The following is a 22,021-nucleotide window of genomic DNA, read 5'->3' on the forward strand; positions in this document are numbered from 1 at the left end:
TGTACCCATAACGATAACCGGTAACACCGGAAAAGCATGCAAACACAACACGAGGATTTATGGCAGATAACAAACCAGAGCTACAGCGTGGGCTGGAAGCTCGACATATCGAACTCATCGCCCTTGGGGGCACCATTGGCGTCGGCCTGTTTATGGGGGCCGCCAGTACCTTGAAATGGGCAGGGCCATCCGTATTGTTGGCCTATATCATCGCCGGGCTGTTTGTCTTTTTCATTATGCGTTCAATGGGCGAAATGTTGTTCCTCGAACCGGTTACTGGTTCTTTCGCCGTCTACGCACATCGTTATATGAGCCCGTTCTTTGGCTATCTCACCGCCTGGTCTTACTGGTTTATGTGGATGGCGGTGGGGATCTCAGAAATTACCGCCATCGGCGTCTACGTCCAGTTCTGGTTCCCGGAGATGGCACAGTGGATACCAGCATTGATCGCGGTGGCGCTGGTGGCGCTGGCAAATCTGGCGGCGGTGCGGTTGTATGGTGAAATCGAGTTCTGGTTCGCGATGATCAAAGTCACCACAATCATTGTGATGATCGTCATTGGCCTGGGCGTGATTTTCTTTGGCTTTGGTAATGGCGGGCAGTCGATTGGTTTTAGCAATCTCACAGAGCATGGCGGTTTCTTTGCGGGTGGCTGGAAAGGGTTCCTGACCGCGCTGTGTATCGTGGTGGCGTCCTACCAGGGCGTGGAGCTGATTGGCATCACCGCCGGTGAAGCGAAGAATCCGCAGGTGACGTTGCGCAGCGCGGTAGGTAAAGTGCTGTGGCGGATCCTGATTTTCTACGTAGGCGCGATTTTCGTTATCGTCACCATCTTCCCGTGGAATGAAATTGGCAGCAACGGCAGCCCGTTCGTACTGACTTTTGCCAAAATCGGTATTACCGCAGCGGCGGGCATTATCAACTTTGTGGTGCTGACGGCGGCGCTCTCTGGCTGTAACAGCGGCATGTACAGTTGCGGACGTATGCTTTACGCGCTGGCGAAAAACCGTCAGTTACCGGCGGCGATGGCGAAAGTTTCTCGTCACGGCGTACCGGTTGCGGGTGTGGCGGTATCAATAGCCATTCTGTTGATTGGTTCATGCCTGAACTACATCATCCCCAATCCACAGCGTGTGTTTGTTTATGTCTACAGCGCCAGCGTTCTTCCGGGGATGGTGCCGTGGTTTGTGATCCTGATTAGTCAGCTGCGTTTTCGTCGTGCGCACAAAGCGGCGATTGCCAGCCATCCGTTCCGCTCCATTCTCTTCCCGTGGGCCAATTACGTAACAATGGCATTCCTGATTTGCGTTTTGATCGGCATGTACTTTAATGAAGATACCCGTATGTCGCTGTTTGTCGGCATCATCTTCATGCTGGCGGTGACGGCGATTTATAAAGTTTTTGGCCTTAATCGCCACGGTAAAGTGCATAAACTGGAGGAATAAGCAGCAAAATGCACAAACCGTAACCAAACGCGCATTTTATTTAAAAAGGGACTAGACAGAGGGGTGGGAAGTCCGTATTATCCACCCCCGCAACGGCGCTAAGCGCCCGTAGCTCAGCTGGATAGAGCGCTGCCCTCCGGAGGCAGAGGTCTCAGGTTCGAATCCTGTCGGGCGCGCCATTTAGTCCCGGCGCTTGAGCTGCGGTGGTAGTAATACCGCGTAACAAGATTTGTAGTGGTGGCTATAGCTCAGTTGGTAGAGCCCTGGATTGTGATTCCAGTTGTCGTGGGTTCGAATCCCATTAGCCACCCCATTATTAGAAGTTGTGACAATGCGAAGGTGGCGGAATTGGTAGACGCGCTAGCTTCAGGTGTTAGTGTCCTTACGGACGTGGGGGTTCAAGTCCCCCCCCTCGCACCACGACTTTAAAGAATTGAACTAAAAATTCAAAAAGCAGTATTTCGGCGAGTAGCGCAGCTTGGTAGCGCAACTGGTTTGGGACCAGTGGGTCGGAGGTTCGAATCCTCTCTCGCCGACCAATTTTGAACCCCGCTTCGGCGGGGTTTTTTGTTTTCTGTGCATTCCATCACTCACCCTTCGCAATAAACGCCCGTAGTTAATCATTGCCAAACGGTATTATTTCGCCCTTAAATTCATCGAAGGACGACTTCAGGCAAGGAGCGACTATGCTGCAACAGGTTCCGACGCGTGCTTTTCACGTAATGGCGAAACCGAGCGGTTCAGATTGTAATCTGAACTGTGACTACTGTTTTTATCTCGAAAAACAATCCCTTTACCGCGAACAACCTGTCACGCATATGGACGATGACACGCTTGAAGCGTATGTCCGTCACTATATTGCTGCCAGCGAACCCCAAAACGAAGTGGCTTTTACCTGGCAGGGCGGCGAACCAACGTTACTCGGGCTGGAGTTTTACCGCCGTGCAGTGGCGCTACAGGCGAAATATGGTGCTGGCAGGAAGGTAAGTAACAGCTTCCAGACTAACGGCGTGCTGCTCGATGATGAATGGTGTGCATTTCTGGCAGAAAATCATTTCCTGGTCGGTTTATCGCTGGATGGTCCGGCTGAGATCCATAATCAATATCGCGTGACCAAAGGCGGCAGACCAACGCATAAGCTGGTGATGCGCGCACTTAAATTACTGCAAAAATATCACGTTGATTATAACGTTCTGGCGTGCGTCAACCGTACCAGCGCGCAGCAACCGTTACAGGTTTATGATTTTTTACGTGATGCGGGCGTGGAGTTCATCCAGTTTATTCCGGTAGTGGAACGTCTGGCTGATGAAACAGCTGCCCGCGATGGACTGAAATTACATGCGCCTGGCGATATTCAGGGTGAGTTGACGGAATGGTCGGTGCGCCCCGATGAGTTCGGTGAATTTCTGGTGGCGATATTCGACTACTGGATCAAACGTGATGTCGGCAAGATTTTCGTAATGAATATCGAATGGGCGTTCGCCAATTTTGTCGGCGCGCCGGGCGCAGTTTGCCATCATCAGCCAACCTGTGGGCGCTCGGTGATTGTTGAACATAACGGCGATGTTTACGCCTGCGATCACTATGTTTATCCGCAATATCGACTGGGGAATATGCTTCAGCAGACAGTTGCAGAAATGATCGATTCCCCGCAACAGCAGGCGTTTGGTGAAGATAAATTTAAGCAGTTGCCGGCGCAGTGTCGAAGTTGCAACGTGTTAAAAGCGTGCTGGGGAGGTTGCCCGAAACACCGCTTTATGCTCGATACCAGCGGCAAACCGGGGCTGAATTATTTATGTGCCGGGTATCAGCGTTATTTCCGCCATCTACCGCCATATCTTAAAGCAATGGCTGATTTGCTGGCGCACGGCCGCCCGGCTAGCGACATTATGCAGGCACATTTGATGGTAGTGAGTAAGTAAAAAGCGGCCATTTGGAGGCCGCTGCGGTTGCTTGCCGGTGCCTACATGATCGTGCAAATTCAATAAATTGCAGCGTTCTGTAGGCTGGATAAGATGCATCAGCATCGCATCCGGCAAAGGTAGCGGCTTAGTCAGATTTAATCTGCGCGCGTGGCGGATATTTTTTCAGGATCTCCATATACGCATGCATTTCGGTCTGTAGCGGTACTCCCATCGGAATATGCCGCACGCCGATGGAGTCGCTTTCCTGCGGATCGGTATAGAGATTAAATACCGCAGATCCCGCCGTTTGCATTACTGTACCGGTGAATCCTCCCTGATATCCGCTCTGGGTATAGGCATATGGCTGCTGAATAAGAACATGATATTTGAACTCATCCATACGCACGGCAGCGAGTTGACCATTCAGGAAATAGTGCTCGGCTTTACGATTGGACTGACCGTTTGTTCCGAGGAAGAAAGAAGTCTGATCCACGCCATCGATAAAGGTGGTTTTCGGCACTAAATTTGCCACTTTCGCCCCAGGATGACCCGCCAGATCCAGCGCGGTTGGGAAAATATCCGCCAGATCGACAATACCGTCAGATTTACGCGGCTGGATCATGCCTTTCCAGTACACGAAAGTCGGTACGCGGACGCCGCCTTCCCAGGTCGAACCTTTAGAGCCACGGAACGGTGTGCGACCGTGTGGTGGCACTTCGGCTTCCGGGCCATTATCGGAGGTAAAGATAATCAGCGTGTTATCGAGCTGACCGTTTTTCTCCAGTGCTTTATACAGGTTGGCGAACACATCGTTCATCTCAACCATACAGTCGCCGTAAGAGGTGCGCGCCGGAGAACTTCCCGCATATTTTGCGTTCGGGTAGTTATCAAAGTGACAGCCGCGAGTGCCGTAATAGAGGAAAAAAGGTTTGTCGCTTTTTGCCATTTTATCGAGGAAATTAACGCCATATTCCATCCAGCGTTGATCCAGATCTTCCATATATTTCGGCGTAATGTCGGCAATGGCTTTTTGCTCACCGCCGCGCACGGCATGAACGTCATCTTTGCTGAACGGTAATTGTTTGATGTATTCAGAACGATCCGGGCTCAGGGCGACTTCCGGATTTACGTGAACATCGCGCCATTCGGTATACATATCGGACACTGAGTTGAAGCCACGGAAATCATCGAAGCCGACGTTCTGCGGCTGCGACTCTTTGTTTTCCCCCATGTGCCATTTCCCGATGGCTTGGGTGACATAGCCTTGATCATGCAGCAGTTGCGGTAGTGTCGTTAACCCTTGCAGACCGCCAGGTTGTCCGTACATCGGCGGCATCAAAATGCCGTGGTGGATGGAATACTGTCCAGTGAGAATCGTTGCGCGGGTTGGTGAAGAACTGGGTTGTGAATAAGCAGACGTTAAAATCAGCCCCTGGCTGGCAACGGCGTCAATGTCTGGCGTTGGGTTACCCACCGCCACGCCGCCGCCGTTAAAGCCAACGTCCATCCAGCCCACATCGTCCAGCAAGAAAACAACCACGTTCGGTTTCTTGCCGGTTTTTTTCTCAAGTTCTGCCAGTTTCTGCTGGGTTTCTTTATCCTGCGCCGGGTGTTGCATTACCGGCATCATATTATCGGCAATTTGGGTTGCCGGTTTAACCAGATATTGATTTGGGTGATCGTATCCGGCAAAGCCTTTGCGTGCGGTGGCAGTTGACGGGGTATCTGCTGCACTGGCCATAAGGGGAATAGCAGTGGCAACAGCAATAACAAGAAGTTTGGGTGAAAAAGAAATTTCCATGCGAAATGCTCCGGTTTCCTGTCATCAAAACGACGACGTAATTAAGCATTGATAATTGAGATCCCTCTCCCTGATAAAATAATTATATAAATAATTTATGAAAATATATTATTTATATACCGTGGAAATAAATATGAATATCAGGAGAGCATTTTCAATCCTACCTCCAGTGTGGCGGATATGTAAGGCTGGTTTATTATATAATATTGATTATTGATGCTGTTTTGATTTTGAATTCAATTAATATTTATATTGCCTATTTAACGACTTTAATTATTCATGAAATATATGGGCAAGGCTGCCAGATTTGAGATAACATTCACCAATGTGATTATTTCAAGTGAATGAAAACAGGGTGCAGAATTATCTCATAACAAGTATTAAAGGATGTTATTTCCTTGTCCTATATGGCATAATGATTGAGTAGATGCTCATTCCATTTCTTATGTTCGCCTTAGTGCCTCATAAACTCCGGAATGACGCAGAGCCGTTTACGGTGCTTATCGTCCACTGACAGATGTCGCTTTTGCCTCATCAGACACCATGGACACAACGTTGAGTGAAGCACCCACTTGTTGTCATACAGACCTGTTTTAACGCCTGCTCCGTAATAAGAGCAGGCGTTTTTTTATCCCTTCAGGAAAGGCCCGGAGGCTCTGTGCCTCCAGGTGAGAAAGGATTACTGTGGCGGGTTATTCTGTAACGTTAGCATTAAACCGTCGCGGCGCATTGCGGCGGCTTCTTCCGGTTTGTGCAGTCTGTCCAGCACGTCGGCAAGCCATGCATAATCATAAGCGTCCGGGCGTTGTTTCAGCGCCGCGCGGAAGGCGAGGGATGCTTCCTGCCATTCGCCATGCTTCATCAGCGACTGACCCAATGTGCTCCATAACAGCGGACGGTCGCCCACGTTTTTGATCTGTTGGCGCAGCACTTTTTCCAGTTGTTCTGGATTATTGGTTTTCAGGCGTGGGATCGGCAGTAGCAAACGATCGTCATACTGGTGTTTCAGGCCGTCGATGATGATTTGCTGGGCGGTGTCATGGTCATCACACTCAATAAGGTGTTCCGCCATTGCCACCTGCAATGCCACCTGATGACGCGTTTTCCGGCTTTGATTTTTCCACCAGTTACGCAAGCCTTCACTACCGTCATCGGCCCGCGCCTGATCCATCAGACCAATCCATGCCTGTTGTTCCAGTGCTGCGCGGTGTTCTTCATCGCTAACGTGGGCTTTCGCCATTGATGGGATGATATCCAGTAGCGAACTCCATGCGCCCGTGCGGATATAAGCCTGTTCAGCCAGACGTAATACTTCTGGATGGCGTGGCGTTACTTCCAACAACTTATCCACGCCGTGGCGTGCTGCATGGTTTTCATTACGCGCCAGTTGCAGGCGAACGCGGGCGATTTCTACCGGAATAGTATCATTGCCCGCCAGTTCCGCCGCGCGTTCCAGATGCTGATTGGCGCGCGATTCATCACCACGCTGTTGCGCGGCTTCGGCAGCCAGCAAATAGTTCACTACGGGTTGCTCAGCATGATCGGCATTTTTCGCCATCAGCTTTTCGACTTGCTGATAATCGCCTTCCGCTAGTTTCAGCAGCGCCTGCTCGGTCTGTTTACGCGCGCGGCGACGCTTACGGCCGACAAACCAACCGCGAGTGTGTGCGCCTGTGCGGAAAATCCGTCGCAGTAACCATTCGATAGCAAACAGCACCACCATCGCCAGAATCAAAATGATTGCCAGTCCCGTGACGCTGGTTTCGATATTGTAGTTATCCGTTTGGATCAGCACGTAACCCTGGTGTCCGGCAATCATTGGGCCGACGACGATGCCTGCAATTAGCAACACAAAGAGCAATAACACTTTTAGCATGGTTATTCTCCTTGCGGCGCGGCTGCCGATGTATCAGCTTGCGGTGCAGGTGCAGCCTCCGCTACTGGTGTTACTGGTTGCGCCAGCAGATTGCGCACGCGAGTCTGCATCAGTTTTTCCAGCATTGCCTGGCTTTGCAGGGTTTCCGGGAGATCCATCGAGATATTTTGCTGACTTAACTGATCCACCTCGTCGAGGAACGCTTTGGTGGTGGCATCGTCAGTATCGTAGTAAGCACGTACCCAGGTGGAGACGTTCTCCAGCGCCTGGCGGTAAGTCTCTTGCTGATGACGTGGCACAGCTTGTGCCGCGACCAGCAGGCGAGAGCGAATATTTTCGCGCAGATAGATATCCTGATTCGGTGCTAACAGCGGTACGGCGGTGTCATCACGACGGCGAATCGTAATGAAGTTGTCCATAAAGTTCTGCCAGCTTTTTTGCAGGTTGATGCGCCATTCGCTGATGGAGCTGGAAAGCTCTTCACCATCGGAATCCATCGGCGAACCGTCACTGTCATTATCGGCCAGACGCAGGTTATCAACCTGATTAGAAAGCTGATTCAGCTTGAGGATGATGCCGTCATAATCTACCTGCGAGACCGCAGAAAGGCTGGCAATATCATCGGTAATTGCCCGGCGAACGGTAATCAGACTCGGGTCATTCATATCCGCCAGACTGGCGTCTGCGCTTTTCAGCAATGCCGCAGCGGTAGTGACGTCCTGATCGCTCCACAATTTACGTCCGGCGAGCTTCACCAGGAAATCAGCCTGCGCCAGCAGCCAGGTTTTGGCGTCACTACCTGAAATAGTGGCGACCTTTTGTTGAACTTCATCCAGCTTTTTGGCCAGCGTTTCTTGCTGACGATTTGCCTGCTCTAACTGCGTAGCCTGTTGTTTTATGATGCTTTCCAGCTCGGCTTTTTGGCTCTCCTGAGCTTTTTGCAGAGCCGCGAGTTGGTTAGCCAGAACATCGCTGGTGGCCGTCTGACTGACGGCCTGTTGTTTACCCCAGCCATACAAACCGACACCTGCAGCCAGAGCAATAGCGATAGCCACCGCACTTAAAATTAGAGCAGTACTGTTATTACTCTTTTTTTCTACTGTGACAGATTGTGGCGTGGTGTCCACGACCTCCCTGGTCTCTTCAACCACGGCGGAGGTTTTTTCTTGTTCCGTCATTATGGCTTCCTGTTATGAGAGTTATTGTAATGCCCGTAAAAGCGCATCGTTGTCTGCGTTATCGGCGACCTTAATATCTTGCCAGCCCAGTTCCCGGGCGAGTTTCGCCAGACGCTCGCTGACGACCAGTAGTCGACAGCGTAGTAACCAGTGCTCACGATACCATCGTGGAATCAGCGACCAGAGCTGTTGCAGCATTTCACCGCTGGTAACAACGAGCGTTGTCACTTCGCGAGCCTGCCAGCGCATCGCTTCTTCTGCACCATCGTAATGAATGGCGCATCGTTGATAACATTCGCAAAAAATGACTTCAGCACCGCGTGCCGTCAGGGTATCCCCGATCAGCTCACGACCGCCGTTGCCACGTAAAATTAGCGCACGTTTGCCTGCAATATTTTGTAATTCAGGTAATTGTAGCAAGACTTCGCTGATTTCCCGATCCTGCGGATAACGAACTTCGTGTCCGCTCACGGTATGCAGCGCCAGTGCGGTAGTGCGACCAATGGCGAAATAATCGGGTAGGGCGGGCCACTTGAGACCTTGCTGATGCAGCTGTGACTGTGCAAAAGCAACGGCATGTTGCGAAAGGGCAAATACCAGATCGCCTTCGCTCAGTGCCGCCAGCTGGTCGGCAAGTTGTGGCAGTTGCCGACCCGGAGAAAACTCAATCAGCGGAAAATGCCAGGCCACCAGTCCCAGTGCGCGCAGACGGCTCACTAACTCTTCTCCTGCGGGAGATGGGCGGGTGACCAGGATACTCATGCTGGCGCATCTCCGCTGTAGACTTCGGCGAGGATCTCGCGCGCGCCGTTATTCAGTAGCTCTTCCGCCAGCGAAATGCCCATTTGCTCGGCATCCTGCGGCGAACCACGGCGCTCACCGCGAATAATCTGCGAACCGTCCGGTGCGCCAACCAGCGCACGCAGCCAGATTTCGCCATTGATAAGTTCGGCATAGCTACCAATCGGCACCTGACAACCACCTTCGAGGCGGGTATTCATGGCGCGTTCGGCGGTGACGCGCAGCGCCGTTTCGTGGTGATTCAGCGCGGCGAGTACCTCGCGGGTGCGCGAATCATCAAGGCGGCATTCAATGCCTACTGCACCTTGTCCTACTGCCGGAAGAGAAATTTCAGGCGGCAGCGCAGCACGAATGCGAGACTCCAGCCCTAAACGTTTTAAGCCAGCTACGGCAAGAATAATGGCATCGTATTCGCCATTATCCAGTTTACTCAGACGAGTACCGACATTGCCGCGCAGAGAACGAATAATGAGATCCGGACGGCGTTCAGCCAGTTGGCACTGGCGGCGTAAGCTGGAAGTTCCGACGATGCTGCCTGCGGGTAACGCATCCAGACTGTCATAGTTATTGGAAACAAAGGCATCGCGAGGATCTTCGCGCTCGCAAATGGTGACCAGCCCCAGACCTTGCGGAAATTCAACCGGCACATCTTTCATTGAATGCACGGCGATATCGGCACGGTTTTCCAGGAGCGCGACCTCCAGCTCTTTCACAAATAAGCCTTTTCCGCCAACCTTCGCCAGCGGCGTATCAAGAATCACATCGCCGCGCGTTACCATCGGCACCAGTTCAACCACCAGCCCTGGATGGCTCGCCAGCAATTTGTCTTTGACATAATGTGCCTGCCAGAGTGCAAGTGGGCTTTGGCGTGTGGCAATTCTTAAAACATTGTCTAACATGCTTGTTACCGTCATTATCATCCATGGTCCATCCTAACATCCTTGCCGGAGCGATGTCAGTGTTGTGGTGAAACGTCGATGCCTGTGCAAAACGTAAAATGTAGCCAGGCGCTGGTTTCTGACAGGCGCTTCAAGCCGTCGTAATAAGGAATTTACAGAGAATAAACGGTGCTACACTTGTATGTAGCGCATCTTTCTTTACGGTCAACCGGCAAGGTGTTAAATTGATCACGTTTTAGACCATTTTTTCGTCGTGAAACTAAAAAAACCAGGCGCGGAAAGTGGTACGGTTACCTTTGACATACGAAATATCCCGAATGCCGCGTGTTTCCGTTGATGTTGGCGGAATCACAGACATGACGGGTAGCAAATCAGGCGATACGTCTTGTACCTCTATATTGAGACTCTGAAACAGAGACTGGATGCCATAAATCAATTGCGCGTGGATCGCGCGCTTGCTGCTATGGGGCCTGCATTCCAACAGGTCTACAGTCTGCTGCCGACATTGTTGCACTATCACCATCCGCTAATGCCGGGTTACCTTGATGGTAATGTTCCCAGAGGCATTTGCCTTTACACGCCTGATGAAACCCAACGCCACTACCTGAACGAACTGGAACTGTATCGTGGAATGTCAGTACAGGATCCGCCAAAAGGCGAGCTTCCGATTACTGGCGTATACACCATGGGCAGCACCTCGTCTATAGGGCAAAGCTGTTCCTCCGACCTGGATATCTGGGTCTGCCATCAATCCTGGCTCGATAGCGAAGAGCGCCAGTTACTACAACGTAAATGCAGCCTGCTGGAAAGTTGGGCCGCCTCGCTGGGCGTGGAAGTCAGCTTCTTCCTGATTGATGAAAACCGTTTCCGCCATAATGAAAGTGGTAGTCTGGGGGGCGAAGATTGTGGCTCTACCCAGCATATACTGCTGCTTGACGAATTTTATCGTACCGCCGTGCGTCTCGCCGGTAAGCGTATTCTGTGGAATATGGTGCCGTGCGACGAAGAGGAGCATTACGATGACTACGTAATGACGCTCTACGCGCAGGGCGTGCTCACGCCTAATGAATGGCTGGATCTGGGTGGTTTAAGTTCACTTTCCGCTGAAGAGTACTTTGGTGCCAGCCTTTGGCAACTCTACAAAAGCATCGATTCTCCGTACAAAGCGGTGCTGAAAACACTGCTGCTGGAAGCTTATTCCTGGGAATATCCAGACCCACGCCTGCTGGCGAAAGATATCAAACAGCGTTTGCACGATGGCGAGATAGTGTCATTTGGTCTCGATCCTTACTGCATGATGCTGGAGCGCGTTACTGAATATCTGACGGCAATTGAAGATTTCACCCGTCTGGATTTAGTGCGTCGCTGCTTTTATTTAAAAGTGTGCGAAAAACTCAGCCGCGAACGCGCTTGCGTAGGCTGGCGTCGTGAAGTATTAAGCCAACTGGTCAAAGAGTGGGGATGGGACGAAGCCCGTCTGGCGATGCTTGATAATCGCGCCAACTGGAAGATTGATCAGGTGCGTGAAGCGCACAACGAGTTGCTTGATGCGATGATGCAGAGCTACCGTAATCTGATCCGCTTTGCCCGTCGCAATAACCTTAGCGTTTCCGCCAGCCCGCAGGATATCGGCGTGCTGACGCGTAAACTGTACGCTGCGTTTGAAGCATTACCGGGGAAAGTGACGCTGGTAAACCCGCAGATTTCACCGGATCTTTCCGAGCCAAACCTGACCTTTATTTATGTGCCGCCGGGTCGTGCCAACCGTTCAGGTTGGTATCTGTATAACCGTGCGCCGACAATCGAGTCGATCATCAGTCATCAGCCGCTGGAATATAACCGCTATCTGAATAAGCTGGTGGCCTGGGCGTGGTTTAATGGCTTGCTGACATCACGGACGCATCTGTTTATTAAAGGCAACGGCATTGTCGATCTGCCTAAGTTGCAGGAGATGGTGGCTGATGTGTCGCACCATTTCCCGTTGCGTTTACCTGCGCCGACGCCGAAGGCGCTCTACAGCCCCTGTGAGATCCGCCATCTGGCGATTATCGTCAACCTGGAATATGACCCAACGACAGCGTTTCGTAACCAGGTAGTACATTTCGATTTCCGTAAGCTGGATGTCTTCAGTTTTGGCGAAGAGCAAAAATGCCTGGTGGGTAGTGTTGATCTGTTGTATCGCAACTCGTGGAATGAAGTGCGTACGCTACATTTCAACGGCGAGCAATCGATGATCGAAGCCCTGAAAACTATTCTCGGCAAAATGCATCAGGACGCCGCACCGCCAGATAGCGTGGAAGTCTTCTGTTATAGCCAGCATCTGCGCGGGTTAATCCGTACTCGCGTGCAGCAACTGGTTTCTGAGTGTATTGAACTGCGCCTTTCCAGCACCCGCCAGGAAACCGGGCGTTTCAAGGCGCTGCGCGTTTCTGGTCAAACCTGGGGGTTGTTCTTCGAACGCCTGAATGTATCGGTACAGAAACTGGAAAACGCCATCGAGTTTTATGGCGCTATTTCGCATAACAAACTGCACGGCCTGTCAGTGCAGGTTGAAACCAATCACGTCAAATTACCGGCGGTGGTGGACGGCTTTGCCAGTGAAGGGATCATCCAGTTCTTCTTCGAAGAAACGCAAGACGAGAATGGCTTTAATATCTACATTCTCGACGAAAGCAACCGGGTTGAGGTGTATCACCACTGCGAAGGCAGCAAAGAGGAACTGGTGCGTGACGTCAGTCGCTTCTACTCGTCATCGCACGACCGCTTCACCTACGGCTCAAGCTTCATCAACTTCAACCTGCCGCAGTTCTATCAGATTGTGAAGGTTGATGGTCGTGAACAGGTGATTCCGTTCCGCACCAAATCTATCGGTAACATGCCGCCTGCCAATCAGGATCACGACACGCCTCTATTACAGCAGTATTTTTCGTGATGAGCGTGCCGGAAAGCGAGGCTTATCCGGCATGCAATCTTAGCGGAAACTGACTGTTTCACCCGCTTGCTGCGTTGCCGCCTGTTCCAGCAAATCCCAGAAGGTTTCGCCGCTGCGATCGCAAATCCACTCATCGCCTTTCAGATCAAAATGGTAGCCGCCCTGTTTGGTTGCCAGCCATACCTGGTGCAGCGGTTCCTGGCGGTTGATAATGATTTTGCTGCCATTTTCAAAGGTAATGGTCAGTACGCCGCCGTTGATTTCGCAGTCGATATCGCTGTCGCCATCCCAGTCGTCCAGGCGTTCTTCAATGGTCAGCCAGAGTTGATCAGTCAGGCGATGAAATTCACTGTCGTTCATTGTTGTATCCTGTTTTTAAGTGATGGCGGCAGTATAGCGGCATGGGGTCAGGGCTTCAAAGTTTGCCCAATACCTGGTGTCTTGCGGCACTCTTCCTCCGTCTTAAAGATGATGATGTCATCATTGGATGAAAACATGTTCTGATCCAAATTACGTGTTTTTGCCGGACAGGGCGATGCGGTTCGATAAAGTTGGCTGCCGATCCAGGTATAAACATAGCGATTGTCATAAGCGAAGCGTTCGGTAGTCTTCAATGGCCCATCAATGGCAAAAACTTGAATATCGTCGCGTAACCGGGAAGAGCGCATAAAGTAGCCATGGTCTTTCCCGGCGTTAATTCGTTGGTTCAGGAAAGGTGCAGAAGAGTCAAGAGTTAGGGTTTCCAGGGTGTCTTCACCAAAAGGAGACAATTTCGCAATGTACAGATGATTTTTGTACTGCGCGACACGATCGGTGATGGGATGAAATGCTTTCGGGTCAATATCGGGGAGTTTCTCCCATTGACTCCATTGCTGGTCTGTAGAGCGAAGCTTACGCCAGCTAACATCGGTTTCACCGACGAGAAAAGAGCTTTCGCCATCAGAATATTGAGCAATGTTAACGGATGAGTTATAGGGGATTCCCGTTGGAATAAACGCACCATCCTCAAGAAGTCTGCCGTCCAACTCTCCACTACGGTAGTCTGCCCAGTAGCCATAACCTGAATGTTTGGTTTTCCATGTCACCCGCACGGCTTTGGTGTTGGGTGTTGGGTAGCGCCACAGCTGCGAGCCATCGAATGCGTAAACATAACGATCGTCGTGCGCATACCATTTCTTATAATGCGGGCTATCGCCAAGGTGAGCCTCATGCTCATCGGGAACACGATAATCCATCAGGATAAGCGGCCCGGAAGACTCGAATACCTGGAGGCCATCTTCTTCTTCGCCATCAGCTGGTAATTTGGTCAATAAATAGCCGTGAGTTCTTCCCGCGTTAAAGCGTTTATCTATCACCAAACCAGGATTATCCAGCGTGACGATATCCAGCCTATTTTCGCCAAATTCCTTTTTTTTGATGGTGTACAGCTTGTCCTGATATTGCGCGACGGTATTACTAAGAGGGTGAAATTGTTCTGGATCGAGGCCGGCCAGGACTTCTTGCTGGCATTCTGGCCCTTTGCGCCATGACACAAAGTGTTCCTGTAAATGGAACGCTGCGCAGCTATTTGCTCTATCTTTGTCCAGATTTCCCTGATTCAGCACTTTACGCTGCAGCCCGTTTTTATCACGCCAGGTTAATAACGAACCGGGCATCCAGCGCACGACAGTGAATGTCTCTGGGTCGGCATCAAGCTGCTCGCCGTTGATCATAATTTTTTTGTGTGTACGGGCCAGCGTATCCCAGGGGCCAAACGGCACAGCAACGCAGGGGTTAAACGCGGTGGAGAACTTTCCTCGCTGATCCCAGGGCTTTTGCGCCAGCACATGGAAACTATCGGGATCTACGAGGCGATGCCCATCGACATATAAGAAATTAGCGTCACGTAATATCAGCCCCAGAAAGTCAGGTTTCCAGGGGGAACGGAATTTCACCTGATGCAGCGTTTTAATATCTAAACTATTTTCTCCACCATTGTCATCGGTGCGCTTGCCTTCGAAATAGAGACTATTTTTATCTGCTGCAAAATCTCCCCATGCCTTGAATGAGGCGACATCGACGGGAGGTGTGCCGGGAGGGTTTTTCACAACTTCACCCGCATAGAGGATATAGCGACCATCGCTATGCCAGGAGTAATGAGGATACCAGGCCTGTGCGCCTTCATAGAGGTAGTCGGTTGTCAGATCGGTCAGAGGCGGTTCTTTATCCCATTCGTCCAGTGTTGTCGGGTCTATTAATAAATTGGGTAACCGACGCAACCTTTTGTAATTTACGCCAGGAAGAGAAAGATTTGTTGCTTCATAAGGGCGCAGGTACACCACGCCTTTTCCCTGTTGCTGGTAAATATTATGTTCAGGCTCATCAAGCCGACATCCCCATGCCGACGATAAAAACAACGAACAAGACAACAAACAAACCATATTGCGATAGAGCATAAAGCCATCCTGGCGCGAGGTGTCGATCACGAAACTACCAGCAAAACATAAATCCTCTCTTGTAAGCGTTATACTCGCAGCAATTCCTCACTTTTCAGACTTCATAAAGAGTCGCTAAACGCTTGCTTTTACGTCTTCTCCTGCGATGATAGAAAGCAGAAAGCGATGAACTTTACAGGCAATCCATAATGAAAAACGTGTTTAAGGCACTCACTGTATTACTTACTCTTTTCAGCCTGACGGGCTGCGGTCTGAAAGGTCCGCTCTATTTCCCGCCCGCAGATAAAAACGCGCCACCGCCGACCAAACCGGTAGATACGCAAACACAATCCACGTTGCCGGATAAAAACGACCGCGCCACTGGCGATGGCCCATCTCAGGTGAATTACTAAAAGTCAGTTTCTGTACCCGCGTGAATGGAGTAGATAATGCAGTTCTCGAAAATGCATGGCCTTGGCAACGATTTTATGGTCGTCGACGCGGTAACGCAGAATGTCTTTTTTTCACCGGATCTGATTCGTCGCCTGGCGGATCGGCACCTGGGTGTGGGTTTTGACCAGCTACTGGTGGTTGAGCCGCCGTACGATCCAGAACTGGATTTCCACTATCGCATTTTCAATGCTGACGGTAGTGAAGTGGCGCAGTGCGGCAACGGCGCACGCTGCTTTGCCCGCTTTGTACGCCTGAAAGGGCTGACAAATAAGCGCGATATTCGCGTCAGTACTGCCAATGGTCGGATGGTACTGACCGTCACCGATGACGATCTGGTACGGGTAAATATGGGCGAACCAAATTTCGAACCTTCCGCCGTGCCGTTTCGCGCCAACAAAGCGGAAAAGACCTATATCATGCGCGCCGCCGAGCAGACAATCTTATGCGGCGTAGTGTCGATGGGAAATCCGCACTGCGTGATTCAGGTCGATGATGTCGATACTGCGGCGGTAGAAACACTGGGGCCAGTTCTGGAAAGCCACGAACGTTTCCCGGAGCGCGCCAACATCGGTTTCATGCAAGTGGTTAAGCGCGAGCATATTCGTTTACGCGTTTATGAGCGTGGGGCAGGTGAAACCCAGGCCTGCGGCAGCGGCGCGTGTGCGGCGGTAGCGGTAGGGATTCAGCAAGGTTTGCTGGCCGAAGAAGTTCGTGTGGAACTCCCTGGCGGTCGCCTTGATATTGCCTGGAAAGGTCCGGGTCATCCGTTATATATGACGGGTCCGGCAGTACATGTTTACGACGGATTTATTCATCTATGAAGCAACCAGGGGAAGAACTACAGGAAACACTCACGGAGCTTGATGACCGGGCGGTTGTCGATTACCTGATTAAAAATCCTGAGTTTTTTATCCGCAATGCGCACGCAGTAGAGGCAATTCGAGTGCCGCATCCGGTACGTGGCACCGTTTCGCTCGTCGAATGGCATATGGCTCGCGCGCGTAACCATATTCATGTTCTGGAAGAGAACATGGCGCTGTTGATGGAACAGGCTATCGCCAACGAAGGCCTGTTTTATCGCTTACTCTATTTGCAGCGCATTCTTACTGCCGCCAGCAGCCTCGACGATATGCTAATGCGCTTTCACCGCTGGGCACGCGATCTTGGTCTGGCGGGTGCGAGTCTGCGCCTGTTCCCGGATCGCTGGCGTTTAGGCGCGCCGTCGAACCATACCCATCTGGCATTAAGCCGTCAGGCTTTCGAACCTCTGCGTATTCAGCGTCTGGGGCAGGAACAGCATTATCTGGGGCCGCTTAACGGGCCTGAACTGCTGGTGGTGTTGCCGGAAGCGAAAGCGGTGGGATCGGTGGCGATGTCGATGCTGGGAAGTGATGCTGATCTTGGTGTGGTGCTGTTCACCAGCCGCGATGCCAGTCACTATCAACAAGGGCAGGGAACGCAGTTACTCCATGAAATTGCGCTGATGATGCCGGAGCTTCTGGAGCGTTGGATTGAACGCGTATGACCGATTTACATACCGATGTGGAACGCTACCTACGTTATTTGAGCGTGGAGCGTCAGCTTAGCCCGATTACCCTGGTTAACTACCAGCGCCAGCTTGAGGCGATCATCAATTTTGCCAGCGAAAACGGTCTGCAAAGCTGGCAACAATGTGATGTGACGATGGTGCGTAATTTTGCTGTACGCAGTCGTCGTAAAGGGTTGGGAGCGGCAAGCCTCGCGTTACGGCTTTCTGCGCTACGTAGCTTTTTTGACTGGCTGGTTAGCCAGAACGAACTCAAAGCCAACCCGGCGAAAGGTGTTTCGGCACCGAAAGCGCCGCGTCATCTGCCGAAAAATATCGACGTTGATGATATGAATCGGCTGCTGGATATTGATATTAACGATCCCCTCGCTGTACGCGATCGGGCAATGCTGGAAGTGATGTACGGCGCGGGGCTGCGTCTTTCCGAACTGGTGGGGCTGGATATCAAACATCTCGACCTGGAGTCCGGCGAAGTGTGGGTGATGGGAAAAGGCAGCAAAGAGCGCCGCCTGCCGATTGGTCGTAACGCCGTGGCGTGGATTGAGCACTGGCTTGATTTACGCGACCTGTTTGGCAGCGAAGACGACGCACTTTTCCTGTCGAAACTGGGCAAACGCATCTCTGCGCGTAACGTACAAAAACGCTTTGCAGAATGGGGCATCAAACAGGGGCTGAATAATCACGTTCACCCGCATAAATTACGCCACTCATTCGCTACGCATATGCTGGAGTCGAGCGGCGATCTGCGTGGTGTGCAAGAGCTGTTGGGTCATGCCAATCTCTCCACTACGCAAATCTATACTCATCTTGATTTTCAACACCTTGCCTCGGTGTACGATGCGGCGCATCCACGCGCCAAACGGGGGAAATAATGCGTTTTTACCGGCCTTTGGGGCGCATCTCGGCGCTCACCTTTGACCTGGATGATACCCTTTACGACAACCGTCCGGTGATTTTGCGCACCGAGCGGGAGGCGCTGACTTTTGTGCAAAATTATCATCCGGCGCTGCGCAGCTTCCAGAATGAAGATCTGCAACGCCTGCGCCAGGCGGTACGGGAAGCGGAACCCGAGATTTATCACGACGTGACGCGCTGGCGTTTTCGCTCGATTGAACAAGCGATGCTTGACGCCGGGCTGAGCGCGGAAGAAGCCAGCGCAGGTGCACACGCGGCGATGATCAACTTTGCCAAATGGCGCAGTCGGATCGATGTTCCGCAGCAAACGCACGACACCTTAAAACAGCTGGCGAAGAAATGGCCGCTGGTGGCGATCACCAACGGTAACGCACAGCCGGAACTGTTTGGTTTGGGCGACTACTTTGAGTTTGTGCTGCGCGCTGGCCCACACGGACGCTCGAAGCCGTTCAGCGATATGTACTTTCTGGCGGCAGAAAAACTCAATGTGCCGATCGGCGAGATCTTACATGTAGGTGACGATCTTACCACCGACGTGGGTGGGGCGATCCGCAGCGGAATGCAGGCCTGTTGGATCAGACCGGAAAATGGCGATCTGATGCAAACCTGGGACAGCCGTTTACTGCCGCATCTGGAAATTTCCCGGTTGGCATCTCTGACCTCGCTGATATAATCAGTAAATCTGTATATATACCCAGCTTTTTGGCGGAGGGCGTTGCGCTTCTCCGCCCAACCTATTTTTACGCGGCGGTGCCAATGGACGTTTCTTACCTGCTCGAAAGCCTTAATGACAAACAGCGCGAAGCGGTGGCCGCGCCACGCAGCAATCTTCTGGTGCTGGCGGGCGCGGGCAGTGGTAAGACGCGTGTACTGGTGCATCGTATCGCCTGGCTGATGAGCGTGGAAAACTGCTCACCGTACTCGATTATGGCGGTGACCTTTACCAACAAAGCGGCGGCGGAGATGCGCCATCGTATCGGGCAACTGATGGGCACCAGTCAGGGCGGCATGTGGGTCGGCACCTTTCACGGGCTGGCGCACCGCCTGCTGCGTGCGCACCATATGGACGCCAACCTGCCGCAGGATTTCCAGATCCTCGATAGCGAAGATCAACTGCGCTTGCTTAAACGTCTGATCAAGGCGATGAACCTCGACGAGAAGCAGTGGCCGCCACGTCAGGCAATGTGGTACATCAACAGCCAGAAAGATGAAGGGCTGCGTCCGCACCATATTCAAAGCTATGGCAACCCGGTTGAACAAACCTGGCAGAAGGTTTATCAGGCCTATCAGGAAGCGTGCGACCGCGCAGGGCTGGTGGACTTTGCCGAGCTGCTGCTGCGCGCCCACGAACTGTGGCTTAACAAGCCGCATATTCTGCAACACTACCGCGAACGTTTTACCAACATCCTGGTGGACGAATTCCAGGATACCAACAACATTCAGTACGCGTGGATCCGCCTGCTGGCGGGCGACACCGGCAAAGTGATGATCGTCGGTGATGACGACCAGTCAATCTACGGCTGGCGCGGGGCGCAGGTGGAGAATATTCAGCGTTTCCTTAATGATTTCCCCGGTGCCGAAACTATTCGTCTGGAGCAAAACTACCGCTCTACCAGCAATATTCTGAGCGCCGCTAACGCCCTGATTGAAAACAATAACGGGCGTCTGGGTAAAAAACTGTGGACCGATGGCGCGGACGGTGAGCCGATTTCCCTCTATTGCGCCTTTAACGAACTCGACGAAGCGCGTTTTGTGGTTAACCGCATCAAAACCTGGCAGGACAACGGCGGGGCGCTCGCTGAGTGCGCTATCCTCTACCGTAGCAACGCCCAGTCGCGTGTACTGGAAGAAGCCTTATTGCAGGCCAGTATGCCGTACCGTATTTACGGCGGGATGCGCTTCTTCGAACGTCAGGAAATCAAAGATGCGCTCTCGTATCTACGCCTGATTGCCAACCGTAACGACGACGCGGCCTTTGAGCGTGTGGTGAATACGCCAACGCGGGGTATTGGTGACCGGACGCTGGACGTGGTACGTCAGACATCGCGCGATCGCCAGTTAACACTCTGGCAGGCATGTCGTGAACTGTTGCAGGAAAAAGCTCTCGCTGGTCGTGCTGCCAGCGCCTTGCAGCGGTTTATGGAACTGATCGACGCCTTAGCGCAAGAAACTGCCGATATGCCGCTGCATGTACAGACTGACCGGGTAATTAAAGACTCCGGCCTGCGCACCATGTACGAGCAGGAGAAGGGCGAAAAAGGCCAGACGCGTATCGAAAACTTAGAGGAACTGGTGACGGCAACGCGCCAGTTCAGCTACAACGAAGAAGACGAAGATTTAATGCCGCTGCAGGCATTCCTCTCCCATGCGGCGCTGGAAGCGGGCGAAGGGCAGGCGGATACCTGGCAGGATGCGGTGCAGTTGATGACGCTACACTCGGCGAAAGGTCTGGAGTTTCCGCAGGTGTTTATCGTTGGTATGGAAGAGGGCATGTTCCCAAGCCAGATGTCGCTGGATGAAGGCGGGCGTCTGGAAGAAGAACGCCGTCTGGCCTACGTTGGCGTAACCCGCGCGATGCAGAAACTGACGCTGACCTACGCGGAAACCCGCCGTCTGTATGGCAAAGAGGTTTACCATCGCCCATCGCGCTTTATCGGTGAGCTGCCGGAAGAGTGTGTGGAAGAGGTGCGCCTGCGCGCCACGGTAAGCCGCCCGGTCAGCCATCAGCGTATGGGTACGCCGATGGTCGAGAACGACAGCGGCTACAAACTCGGCCAGCGCGTGCGCCACGCTAAGTTTGGTGAAGGCACTATCGTCAATATGGAAGGCAGCGGCGAACATAGCCGTTTGCAGGTGGCATTCCAGGGCCAGGGAATCAAATGGCTGGTGGCGGCTTACGCCCGGCTGGAGACGGTGTAACGTTGCCGGATGCGGTGCTGTGCACCTTATCCGGCCTACAAAATCATGCAGATTCAATAAATTGTGGCCGGATAAGGCGTTTACGCCGCATCCGGCATCAGCACTATATTCAGTATCTGACACAAAACGATCATTCTAACTTTTCTGCTCGACGGAAATCATGGTAACAAAAGGATAGCGTTGCCACGGGATTGCTCCGCCTTTCATATACATATGCGAGATCGTGCCATCAAGATAAAGCAGCTGCTCGACGTCCAGTTTTGCTTTGGCATAGCAGGCAAAATCATAAAAATTTGTCGCCTGCTGGCTCAACAAAAACACAGCGTTCCCTTGTTTATTTATCCCTACACCGTTACGAATTTTACGCGAGGCAACATTCGGGTGAATGCGCGGATTAATTACGCCGTTTTCTAACAACATTGGCCCTGACTGCACTGCGAACTGAATCTCTTTACTGGCTTTAAATGCCTGCAGCGGAACGATAGCGGCTTTATCTCCCGCGACATAAAACACGCCGCCAGGACGGATAAAGAAGTTCCCTTCTCCTGAGGCGAGATTTAGCGCCACCTTCTGCTGACCGTTTTCGATGTACAAACCGAGCGGCGCATAGCTTTCATCATAGATGCCGCCGTTCATCACCATCTGAACTTGCCCCTGGCTATTAATATCCGCCAGCAGTGCATGTAACGTTCCCCACGCTTCGCCATTGGCTTTTTGCCAGTACATTTTCACCCGCTCTGTCTGAGGGTTAACGGTATACGCCTGCACTGTCAGCGACGGATCTGAGAGCGTGCAGTCATCAGCAGCAACAGCAAACAAGGGGAGTAAGACGAGGGCGAGAAAAATCCGTTTGAGATTCAAGGTGATCATTCCTTTACCAATGAGTAGCCGATGCGCCATTATAGGTCCTGGATGTGTGATTTTTTTATCCTGCTAAC

General features: G+C 52.1%; 17 protein-coding genes and 4 tRNA genes. 13 read left to right on the plus strand and 8 right to left on the minus strand.

Annotation, left to right across the window (positions count from 1 at the left end; all coding sequences use genetic code 11):
- The first annotated feature begins 59 nt into the window (after positions 1 to 59).
- The 6 genes from thrP to HEM79_RS16110 all read left to right on the plus strand — a co-directional run bounded on the left by thrP (position 60) and on the right by HEM79_RS16110 (position 3,367).
- Positions 60 to 1,445, plus strand: coding sequence for a bifunctional threonine/serine APC transporter ThrP (gene thrP / locus HEM79_RS16085; RefSeq protein WP_000774732.1), 1,386 nt, complete (start codon positions 60 to 62; stop codon positions 1,443 to 1,445).
- Between the two features lie 102 nt (positions 1,446 to 1,547).
- Positions 1,548 to 1,624: transfer RNA gene (locus tag HEM79_RS16090), tRNA-Arg, on the plus strand.
- A 58-nt stretch (positions 1,625 to 1,682) separates the two neighbouring features.
- Positions 1,683 to 1,758 (plus strand) — tRNA-His (locus HEM79_RS16095).
- A gap of 20 nt (positions 1,759 to 1,778) precedes the next feature.
- Positions 1,779 to 1,865: transfer RNA gene (locus HEM79_RS16100), tRNA-Leu, on the plus strand.
- Positions 1,866 to 1,907: 42 nt separating this feature from the next.
- Positions 1,908 to 1,984, plus strand: a tRNA-Pro gene (locus HEM79_RS16105).
- A 147-nt stretch (positions 1,985 to 2,131) separates the two neighbouring features.
- Positions 2,132 to 3,367, plus strand: coding sequence for an anaerobic sulfatase maturase (locus HEM79_RS16110; protein ID WP_176241542.1), 1,236 nt, complete (start codon positions 2,132 to 2,134; stop codon positions 3,365 to 3,367).
- Positions 3,368 to 3,494: 127 nt separating this feature from the next.
- Here the strand turns inward: HEM79_RS16110 and aslA are convergent, their stop codons facing one another.
- The 5 genes from aslA to hemC form a co-directional block, all read right to left on the minus strand.
- On the minus strand, positions 3,495 to 5,150 hold the full coding sequence (aslA, locus tag HEM79_RS16115) for an arylsulfatase AslA (RefSeq protein WP_000406037.1): 1,656 nt from the start codon (positions 5,148 to 5,150) through the stop codon (positions 3,495 to 3,497).
- A 679-nt stretch (positions 5,151 to 5,829) separates the two neighbouring features.
- The gene (hemY, locus tag HEM79_RS16120; RefSeq protein WP_000921807.1) at positions 5,830 to 7,026 is read right to left on the minus strand and encodes a protoheme IX biogenesis protein HemY; all 1,197 of its coding nucleotides are present in this window, start codon (positions 7,024 to 7,026) and stop codon (positions 5,830 to 5,832) included.
- 2 nt (positions 7,027 to 7,028) lie between these two features.
- Positions 7,029 to 8,204: a uroporphyrinogen-III C-methyltransferase gene (gene hemX, locus HEM79_RS16125; protein WP_021549966.1), complete on the minus strand. Its 1,176-nt coding sequence runs from the start codon at positions 8,202 to 8,204 to the stop codon at positions 7,029 to 7,031.
- 21 nt (positions 8,205 to 8,225) lie between these two features.
- Positions 8,226 to 8,966, minus strand: coding sequence for a uroporphyrinogen-III synthase (gene hemD, locus HEM79_RS16130; RefSeq protein ID WP_021549967.1), 741 nt, complete (start codon positions 8,964 to 8,966; stop codon positions 8,226 to 8,228).
- Positions 8,963 to 9,904 (minus strand): hydroxymethylbilane synthase, encoded by a 942-nt coding sequence (gene hemC / locus HEM79_RS16135; protein ID WP_032155842.1) that lies wholly within the window; start codon positions 9,902 to 9,904, stop codon positions 8,963 to 8,965. Before hemC ends, hemD begins: the two co-directional genes overlap by 4 nt.
- A gap of 385 nt (positions 9,905 to 10,289) precedes the next feature.
- Between hemC and cyaA the strand changes: the two genes are divergently transcribed.
- Positions 10,290 to 12,836, plus strand: coding sequence for a class I adenylate cyclase (gene cyaA / locus HEM79_RS16140; RefSeq protein ID WP_176242855.1), 2,547 nt, complete (start codon positions 10,290 to 10,292; stop codon positions 12,834 to 12,836).
- Positions 12,837 to 12,875: 39 nt separating this feature from the next.
- Here cyaA and cyaY read toward each other — a convergent pair whose 3' ends face one another.
- A complete protein-coding gene (gene cyaY, locus HEM79_RS16145) occupies positions 12,876 to 13,196 on the minus strand; it encodes an iron donor protein CyaY (protein ID WP_137525742.1) in 321 nt (106 codons plus the stop codon).
- 47 nt (positions 13,197 to 13,243) lie between these two features.
- Positions 13,244 to 15,271 (minus strand): hypothetical protein, encoded by a 2,028-nt coding sequence (locus HEM79_RS16150; RefSeq protein WP_176242870.1) that lies wholly within the window; start codon positions 15,269 to 15,271, stop codon positions 13,244 to 13,246.
- 188 nt (positions 15,272 to 15,459) lie between these two features.
- Between HEM79_RS16150 and lptM the strand changes: the two genes are divergently transcribed.
- The 6 genes from lptM to uvrD all read left to right on the plus strand — a co-directional run bounded on the left by lptM (position 15,460) and on the right by uvrD (position 21,083).
- Positions 15,460 to 15,663, plus strand: a complete 204-nt coding sequence (gene lptM, locus HEM79_RS16155; protein ID WP_000799886.1) for an LPS translocon maturation chaperone LptM — start codon at positions 15,460 to 15,462, stop codon at positions 15,661 to 15,663.
- Positions 15,664 to 15,699: 36 nt separating this feature from the next.
- The gene (gene dapF, locus HEM79_RS16160; RefSeq protein WP_001160645.1) at positions 15,700 to 16,524 is read left to right on the plus strand and encodes a diaminopimelate epimerase; all 825 of its coding nucleotides are present in this window, start codon (positions 15,700 to 15,702) and stop codon (positions 16,522 to 16,524) included.
- The gene (locus tag HEM79_RS16165) at positions 16,521 to 17,228 is read left to right on the plus strand and encodes a DUF484 domain-containing protein (protein ID WP_176242856.1); all 708 of its coding nucleotides are present in this window, start codon (positions 16,521 to 16,523) and stop codon (positions 17,226 to 17,228) included. Before dapF ends, HEM79_RS16165 begins: the two co-directional genes overlap by 4 nt.
- Complete coding sequence (gene xerC, locus HEM79_RS16170) at positions 17,225 to 18,121, plus strand: tyrosine recombinase XerC (RefSeq protein ID WP_016158862.1); 897 nt, start codon at positions 17,225 to 17,227, stop codon at positions 18,119 to 18,121. The genes HEM79_RS16165 and xerC overlap by 4 nt, the downstream gene beginning before the upstream one ends.
- A complete protein-coding gene (gene yigB / locus HEM79_RS16175) occupies positions 18,121 to 18,837 on the plus strand; it encodes a 5-amino-6-(5-phospho-D-ribitylamino)uracil phosphatase YigB (RefSeq protein WP_001213584.1) in 717 nt (238 codons plus the stop codon). Before xerC ends, yigB begins: the two co-directional genes overlap by 1 nt.
- 83 nt (positions 18,838 to 18,920) lie before the next feature.
- Positions 18,921 to 21,083 carry a DNA helicase II gene (uvrD, locus tag HEM79_RS16180; protein WP_000383446.1) on the plus strand — a complete coding sequence of 721 codons (2,163 nt, stop codon included), beginning with the start codon at positions 18,921 to 18,923 and terminating at the stop codon, positions 21,081 to 21,083.
- 135 nt (positions 21,084 to 21,218) lie between these two features.
- Here uvrD and HEM79_RS16185 read toward each other — a convergent pair whose 3' ends face one another.
- The gene (locus HEM79_RS16185) at positions 21,219 to 21,983 is read right to left on the minus strand and encodes a phosphodiester glycosidase family protein (protein ID WP_176242857.1); all 765 of its coding nucleotides are present in this window, start codon (positions 21,981 to 21,983) and stop codon (positions 21,219 to 21,221) included.
- Positions 21,984 to 22,021: the final 38 nt, after the last annotated feature.

The sequence above is a fragment of the Escherichia sp. 93.0816 genome, from assembly GCF_013368855.2.
GTDB lineage: Bacteria > Pseudomonadota > Gammaproteobacteria > Enterobacterales > Enterobacteriaceae > Escherichia > Escherichia ruysiae.